The following is a 2,346-nucleotide window of genomic DNA, read 5'->3' as shown; positions in this document are numbered from 1 at the left end:
CGGATTTCCCCTGCACATCACCAACCCGAGCTATGGTAAGCCGGAACCAAGGCAATTCTTCGATCGTCGGTTGTTGTGGCGGTGTCCAGAAAGGCGACAAAGTCTTTTCCAGACGCGCGGATTCGGTCGCAGGTTTCTGAATCCACAATCGCGCCAGCTGCAGGGGTGGACAATCGCGGCCATCCGTGTTGGCGCTGAGAAAAACCCAATTCCAGGAATTGGGCGTTCTTGCGCCAGTTGGGCCGCGCGCGGCGCCAATTCCCGATTGCGTCCTCTGCGGCTTGTGCCCTTCAGACGTAAAGTTGTTTCACTGCCAAACAACAGAGCGACCGGTCGGTCAGGCGTCTCAGATAGCGCAGCTTGCACAATCTGTTCCTCCGCGTCCGACACGTCACCGATCAACGCGAAGGATCCAATTTCAGTCTGGCAAGTCTTGACCGCACAGCTATGTGCGACCTCAAGGCTTATCGTGTTCGAGCCAATTAGATGATTGGTCGCCCAGTCGTCTTAGTCTGTTCAGGGATACGCTATTCCGGATGCGTGCGGTTGGAATCCGGCAACCGATGCCGGATGCCGGCTTCGATACAGGCCCTGCGGGCGTCGGCGTGACTTCCGATTGGTAAGGCAGTCAGTCCGCCCGCGACGGTGCGAAGGTCATCACCGATGACATCTTATAGGATATAGGCCGAGACGGGGGCAGGCGATCCGTGCTGCAAAAAAACCACCGCCTTTAAGTCAGCTTAGGTGCCGACGCACAAGGTTCATCCGCATGATACCCAACCCGGAAGACTGCAAAACCTCGTTGACCGTGGTTTTGTCCGGCAGGGTCAGTCCTTCAACCAGCGCGGGAGCCAAGCCCGACAGCCCCGCCAGAGAATAGCGCAACGATCTGATCCTGCTCACGTGCGGTGCTGAGCAGAACGATGATCTGCCGCTCGGCTTTCAGGCCTCGTTACTCCGGGACGGGGTGTGCGCTGATCTATACCGTGGCTCCGGGAACGTCAGACTGGTTTTCGGCATGTGTCTCGGCCAGGGCGACGTGATCGCCCTGAACGTGTTTCAATGCCTTGGACATTATGGCGGGGGCAGCTTTCCTTATAGCGACCAGAATTCTGCGCCCACCTTGCTTTGGCAAAGCCAAAGGGGTTGATTGCAATCGTCCTCGTAGAGAGACGGCCGAAACTGCCGCCGTGGCCGCCTTGGTAAAAATGGCGGCGGCACTAACGCAAAACGATTTTGACGATTGCACAGTCGTATTGCGATCAAGCTGCAGCGATTTGCCGGGCTTTTTCGACCATGACTTCTGCCTGACGGATTGAGGCATAGTCGATCAGACGACCATCCAGAGATACGGCTCCTTTACCTGCCGCTTCGGCTTCGGCCATCGCTTCGAGAATACGCTGCGCCTTTGTGACTTCGGCGTCGCCGGGTGACATGACTTCGTTCGCCAGCGCGATCTGGCTGGGGTGAATCGCCCATTTGCCTTCGCACCCCAGAACCGCCGCACGTTTGGCCGCGGCACGATAGCCCTCCGGGTCTTGGAAATCGCCGAACGGCCCGTCAATCGGGCGCAGGCCGTTGGCACGGGCGGCAACCACCATGCGCGCTAGCGCGTAATGCCACATGTCGCCCCAGTGGGTCATGCGTCCGCCATCCGCGTCTGCGTCAGTCAGAACCGAATAATCGGGGTTCACGCCACCGATGATCGTGGTCCGAGCGCGGGTCGAAGCGGCATAGTCGGCAACACCAAAATGGAGGCTTTCGTTGCGCTTCGAAGCCGCCGCGATCTCGCTGACATTCTGCATCCCCAGCGCGGTTTCGATGATGTGCTCGAACCCGATGCGTTTCTTGAAACCCTTGGCGTCCTCAATCTGGGTGACCAGCATATCGACGGCATAGACGTCGGCGGCGGTGCCAACCTTGGGGATCATGATCAGGTCCAACCGCTCACCAGCCTGTTCGACCACATCCACCACGTCGCGGTACATATAGTGGGTGTCCAGACCATTGATCCGAACCGACATGGTCTTGTTGCCCCAGTCGATATCGTTCAGCGCCTCGATGATGTTTCTGCGCGCCTGTTCCTTTTCGTCTGGCGCAACTGCGTCTTCCAGATCAAGGAAGATGACATCCACATTCGACTGCGCTGCCTTTTCGAACATACCGGGCTGGCTGCCGGGAACGGCTAGCTCGCTGCGGTTCAAGCGGGCAGGGGCTTGTTCAATGGAATGAAAGCTCATGGTTCGGGTCCTTCAACTTACAGGTTAGGATAGATCGGGAATTTGGCGCAGAGGTCTGCGACCTCGGCTTTGACCTTGGCTTCGACGGCACCGTTTCCGTCTTCGC

Annotated in this window: 2 protein-coding genes; both read right to left on the bottom strand. The window is 58.2% G+C overall.

Annotated elements, in window-relative coordinates; genetic code table 11:
- Positions 1-735: 735 nt before the first annotated feature.
- Entirely contained in the window at positions 736-885 is a 150-nt protein-coding gene (locus tag ACR0IK_RS24270) for a DUF4147 domain-containing protein (protein ID WP_480597364.1), read from the bottom strand.
- 377 nt (positions 886-1,262) lie between these two features.
- Complete coding sequence (locus ACR0IK_RS24265; protein ID WP_480643674.1) at positions 1,263-2,240, bottom strand: HpcH/HpaI aldolase/citrate lyase family protein; 978 nt, start codon at positions 2,238-2,240, stop codon at positions 1,263-1,265.
- Positions 2,241-2,346 lie beyond the last annotated feature (106 nt).

This window comes from Ruegeria sp. BF7, assembly GCF_056538605.1.
This window is presented reverse-complemented; position numbering and strand designations above follow the sequence as displayed.

Bases quoted from the DNA above. Each gene is read 5' to 3' on its own strand.
- ACR0IK_RS24265 (WP_480643674.1), bottom strand. From the start codon at position 2,240: ATGAGCTTTCATTCCATTGAACAAGCCCCTGCCCGCTTGAACCGCAGC.